Annotated in this window: 6 protein-coding genes; 3 read left to right on the forward strand and 3 right to left on the reverse strand. The window is 61.4% G+C overall.

The window, feature by feature from the left end; all coding sequences use genetic code 11:
* Positions 1–964 (forward strand): histidine-type phosphatase (locus tag GHO41_RS28545; protein WP_153435288.1); only part of this gene is annotated, 964 nt, incomplete at its 5' end.
* 15 nt (positions 965–979) lie between these two features.
* Here the strand turns inward: GHO41_RS28545 and GHO41_RS28550 are convergent.
* Together GHO41_RS28550 and GHO41_RS28555 are read right to left on the reverse strand one after the other, a co-directional pair.
* Positions 980–1,906 carry an AEC family transporter gene (locus tag GHO41_RS28550; RefSeq protein ID WP_153330138.1) on the reverse strand — a complete coding sequence of 309 codons (927 nt, stop codon included), beginning with the start codon at positions 1,904–1,906 and terminating at the stop codon, positions 980–982.
* Positions 1,907–2,078: 172 nt separating this feature from the next.
* The gene (locus GHO41_RS28555) at positions 2,079–2,957 is read right to left on the reverse strand and encodes a LysR family transcriptional regulator (protein ID WP_153389921.1); all 879 of its coding nucleotides are present in this window, start codon (positions 2,955–2,957) and stop codon (positions 2,079–2,081) included.
* A gap of 109 nt (positions 2,958–3,066) precedes the next feature.
* On the opposite strand from GHO41_RS28555, the gene GHO41_RS28560 reads away from it, so the two are divergent.
* Positions 3,067–3,537, forward strand: a complete 471-nt coding sequence (locus tag GHO41_RS28560) for an RES family NAD+ phosphorylase (RefSeq protein WP_153435289.1) — start codon at positions 3,067–3,069, stop codon at positions 3,535–3,537.
* On the opposite strand, the gene GHO41_RS28565 is transcribed toward GHO41_RS28560, so the two are convergent.
* Positions 3,534–4,421, reverse strand: coding sequence for a LysR family transcriptional regulator (locus tag GHO41_RS28565; RefSeq protein ID WP_048370481.1), 888 nt, complete (start codon positions 4,419–4,421; stop codon positions 3,534–3,536). The two genes, GHO41_RS28560 and GHO41_RS28565, sit on opposite strands and share 4 nt — an antisense overlap.
* A 103-nt stretch (positions 4,422–4,524) precedes the next feature.
* Here GHO41_RS28565 and GHO41_RS28570 point away from each other — a divergent pair.
* The coding region (locus GHO41_RS28570) for an aldehyde dehydrogenase family protein (protein ID WP_153435290.1) at positions 4,525–4,700 on the forward strand (176 nt) is incomplete at its 3' end.

Here is a 4,700-nt window from a genome sequence, read left to right on the forward strand (position 1 = left end):
ATGCCCGCCGGCGCAGGCGGCCTACGTGTGGTCGAGCCCCGTCGCACGCACGCAAGCCACCAGCGCGGCGTTGGTACAAGGGATGTTCCCCGGCTGCAACGTCGCCGTAAACCATGCGCAGAAAAGCCAGGACCGGCTGTTCCACGCGACCGAAAATGGCCTGGCCCCCTTGGACCCGGCGCGGACCAAAGCGGCAATATTGCACGCCATGGGCGGCAGCCTCGACGCTGCCCGTGATCGCTATGCCGCACCGGTGCTAGCCATGCAGCACGTGGTCGGCGTGCCGTCCACCTGCGAGCAAAAGACCTGCGCCCTGAGCGAGCAACCCTGGGCGCTGAAAGAGAAAAACGGCGTGGTCAAACTCAGCAGCCCATTGGGCGTGGGCGCGGGCATGAGCGAAACCTTTCGCATGCAATATGCCGAAGGTTTGCCGCTGGATCAGGTCGCGTTTGGTCAAGGCCGCAGCGCTGAAGAGGTATCGCGCCTGATGGCATTGCGTTCGGCTAAATACGCCCTCAGCAACCACATCCCGTACATCGCCCGGCGCGGTGCTTCGCAGTTGCTCGGGCAAATCCTGTTGGCCCTGCAACCGACCGCAGCGGGCAGCCCGCCCGGCACCCAATGGCTGTCTTTCGTGGGCCACGACACCAACATCGCGCAGTTGCGCACACTGCTGGGCTTTGACTGGAAAATCGCTGAGTACCCCGAAAACGATGCCGCACCGGGCGGCACCCTTCTGTTTGAACGCTGGGTCGACGACCACAGCGGCGCGCAGTTTGTCAGCGTGGCGTATGTGGCGCAGAGCATGGACCAATTGCGCAGCTTGTCCGACGCACCGCCCTATCAGGTGCAATACCCTGGTTATGCGGGCAAAGCCTTGATGCCATTGAAGGGGTTTGTCGCCGAAATGGAAAAACGCATCGACCCTTCGGCGACCGAAGTGCAGCATTACCTGGGCCAGTAAGTCGCTCTGCGGCGATCAGATCCAGGGAATCAAAACAATCGCGGCAAGGGGCAGCGTCACCGCCGCGAGCAAGGTTTGGCTCGCCACGATGCCGGCCATCAGGGGGGCATCGCCCCCCAGTTGCCGCGCCATGATGTAGGACGACGATGCGGTGGGCAGTGCTTGAAAAAGGACTGCCGCAATCGCCGCTTTGCCGTCCAGGCCAAACACATGGCACGCGCCTACCGTCGCCAGCGGCATGACCACAAACTTGGCCAGTGATGAGTACGCAACCGGCCGCACCCAACTGCGCACCGACCCCAACTCCAGGGCCGCCCCGACGCAGAGCAAACCGAGGGGTAACGACGCCTGCCCCAGCGCCTTGAGCACCGGTTCAATTACCACCGGCAGTCCCAGCCCCAGCACCTGAAGCGCAATCGCGCCAAAGCAGGCCAGCACCAGCGGATTAAGCGCCAATTGCCGGGCCACCTTGCCCGCCGTCATCTTGGCCCCGGTGCCGTACCGTGCGAACACCAGCACACACAGAATATTCACCGTCGGCACGATGGCCGCGTTGGCGACTGCCGCCAGGGCAATGCCCTGGGCGCCGAACAAGCCCGCGACGATCGACACGCCGACATAGTTGTTAAAGCGTATGCCGCCCTGAAAAACCGAGGTAAACGCCGCATCACTGCCCTTGAGCAGTGGCCTGCTGGCGACCAGTGCCACAGTGACTGCACAGGTCGAAAGCACCAGCACCAGAGCCATGCCCTTCACGGGCACGTTGTCCAGGCTGGCCGTGGCCAAGCCATGTAAAAACAGCGCCGGCAAGAGAACGTAATACCCCAAACGCTCTGCCTGCGCCCAAAAACTGTCGGCCAGAAAACGACTGTGTTTGAGCCAGGCGCCGAGGGCGATAAGCAACGCGATGGGCGCCAGGGCGAGCAGCAGTGCGAGGGTCATTACAGTGGCCCTGCTGGGCGAATCGACCTGTGACAACTTTCGATCATTTTTACGCAAGCGACAGGTGACATGGAGCTCTCCGGGCAACGGTTGGATGAGCACCACGATAAGAACTCGCGACCTAAAATAAAATCGACTTAATATTCAGCCATCAACAAGTTTTGCTCATAGGTCATCTGGCCGGAGCATGCCGTTGAACGGCCTGCGCGAGGGCGGCGGCCAATCTGGCCAACGGGCGGTCTTCGCGTTCCAGCAAGACCACGCGGCGGGTCTTTTGTGGCGATCCAAAAGGCTGAATGTCGAGATGGCCCAACTGCGCGAGGTTGTGACTGGACAGCGGAATCACCGCCACCCCAAGCCCGCTGCTGACCATCTGGATGATCGCCTCCTGGCTGTCCAGTTCCATGCTGGTGTGCACGCGCAGGCGCATCCGCCGCAGCTCCTGCTCGATGGTGCGCCCGGCCCAGGCCCGGCGATCAAAACGAATGAACGGTTGCTGTTGCAGTAACTGCCGAAAATCCTGCCCCGCCAGCGAACCCGGCGCAATTATCCAGAAGCCCTCTTCATAGAGCGTGGTACTGACCAAGCCATAAGGGTGCGGGCGTACAGGCTCGGTGGTGATCGCAACGTCCAGCTCGCCCGCCTCAACGCGCACGGCCAGTTCCGCCGACATACCAGAAGCCACGTTGATACGCACATGCGGGTGCTCGGCCGCCAACGCGGCCAGGGCCGCAGGCAACGTGCTGGCGAGCGCCGTATGAATGGCGCCAATCCTAAGCCTGCCGCGCAGCTCGTTATCCCCGCCAATTTCAGCCGCAATGCCGTCATACAGCGCCACGATCTCCCGCGCCCGTTCCACGGCTATATGGCCCGCTTCGGTGAGCACCGGCAACCGCCGCGAGCGGTCGAACAAGGTCGCATTGAACGTCTCTTCAAGGGACTTAATGTGCAGGCTCACCGCAGACTGCGTGAGATGAACCGCCTCCGCAGCGCGCACAAACGAACCGTATTGAGCAATGGCGATCAAGGTGTGAAGGGCGCGTAGTGACATGGTGATCTCTGGGTAATTGACACAGGCTGTCCCACTTTAACTCGAAGCACTTAGACATGATTTCTCTGTACGAGACCTATCGGCGCATTGATGTATTGCGGGGGTCGCAATGGTGACCTTGAACCAGTTGGCAGATCTGCCCGGCGCGTCGCTGCTGGCCTATCGACTGGTCAATTCAAAATTCCCGCCCATTGCCCTATTTGATGACGTGGCCGATGCCGCCGTCTTTGAAGCGCTGTACCAGATTCAGGCACTGACCAATCCCCGAATGCAAAATGAAGTCGGGCGCCTTGAGTTGATACCGCGAGCAGAGATTCCGTTTGGTATCCCGGGTTGCTCTTATGCGACCGCCCCGTTCACCCACGTTAACCCCGACGATTACACGCACTCGCATGCGTTGGGCAAGGCCGTGAAAGACGCCCGATGCGCAGGGCTGCGGTACAACTCTGTGCGCTTGCACGGCAACCACTGCTGGGCACTTATGACCCCAAGCGCCGTGTCGTCGATGGTTCAGTCAGCCCACTACGAGATGATCTGGAATGGGCGTATCACCAGCGTCAATAAAATCAGCGAAGCTTAATCGCCAAGAGCAGGCGTAGCGCTCAACCCTTGCTCTTCCAGCAACTGCACAAAGCTGCTGAGGTTTCGCGACACGGCCCCGCGCCGCCAGACCAGCCACGTGGTCAGATAACGGAACTCGGCGGCCAGCGGCCAGATGCTGACCGTCGCGCACCCCGGCATGCTGTTGAGCATGCTGCGGGGCATCAGCGCCAGCCCGGCGCCAGCGCTGACGCAGGCGAGCATGCCGTGGTAAGACTCCATTTCGAAGATTTTGCCGGGCACGGCGGCGTCGGTGTTGAACCACTTTTCAAAGTGATGACGGTACGAGCAATTGGCCCGAAAGGCGTAGATGCTCTCGCCGTTGACGTCGGTTGCGCAGCGGATCGGCGCGTGATGAAGCGGCGCGATAATGACCATTTCTTCTTCGAATACCGGCACACCTTCCAGCGCCGGGTGCAGCACCGGGCCGTCGACGAACGCGGCCACTAAACGCCCCGACAGCACGCCTTCAATCATGGCGCCGGACGGCCCCGTCGAGAGGTCCAGGTCGACCTTGGGGTGTTGTTGGTTGTAGGCCGCCAGCAAAGCGGGGATCCGCACCGCGGCGGTGCTTTCCAGTGAACCCAGCGGGAATGCACCCTGGGGGTCTTCGCCCGCCACCGTCGCCCGCGCTTCTTGCACCAGGTCGAGAATGCGCCGCGCGTAGTCAAGGAAACTCCAGCCCGCCGGTGACAGGCGCAGACGGCTTTTCTCGCGGATGAACAGGTCGACACCCAGATCCTCTTCGAGCTGTTTGATCCGCGTCGTCAGGTTTGAGGGCACACGATGGATATGAGCCGCTGCAGCGCTGATGCTGCCGTGGTCCACCACCGCCTTGAAGATTTCCAGTTGCACCAGATCCACAGCCATTCTCCAATCGTGAAAGAAACGATCTCTATTATTCAGTTTCAAGAAATCCTTAGCCACCCTACTCTGTGCCCATCTACTCACTCAGCAGGACCATGCCATGAGCCCGATTTCCAGCCAGACCCACGCCCTTTCGATCAACCCGACCACGGGCGAGCAGATTGGTCATTACGCGTATGAGTCCGCCGAGGCTCTGGACGCGGCCCTCACCCGCACCGCGTCGGGCTTCAGCCGCTGGAAGCGCACGCCGTTGCAGGCGCGTTCTGCCGCCATGGT

Source organism: Pseudomonas sp. FSL R10-0399 (assembly GCF_009600165.1).
GTDB lineage: Bacteria > Pseudomonadota > Gammaproteobacteria > Pseudomonadales > Pseudomonadaceae > Aquipseudomonas > Aquipseudomonas helleri.

Coding starts and splice junctions, on each gene's coding strand:
- GHO41_RS28550 (WP_153330138.1), bottom strand. CDS start 1,906: ATGACCCTCGCACTGCTGCTCGCCCTGGCGCCCATCGCGTTGCTTATC.
- GHO41_RS28555 (WP_153389921.1), bottom strand. CDS start 2,957: ATGTCACTACGCGCCCTTCACACCTTGATCGCCATTGCTCAATACGGT.
- GHO41_RS28560 (WP_153435289.1), top strand. CDS start 3,067: ATGGTGACCTTGAACCAGTTGGCAGATCTGCCCGGCGCGTCGCTGCTG.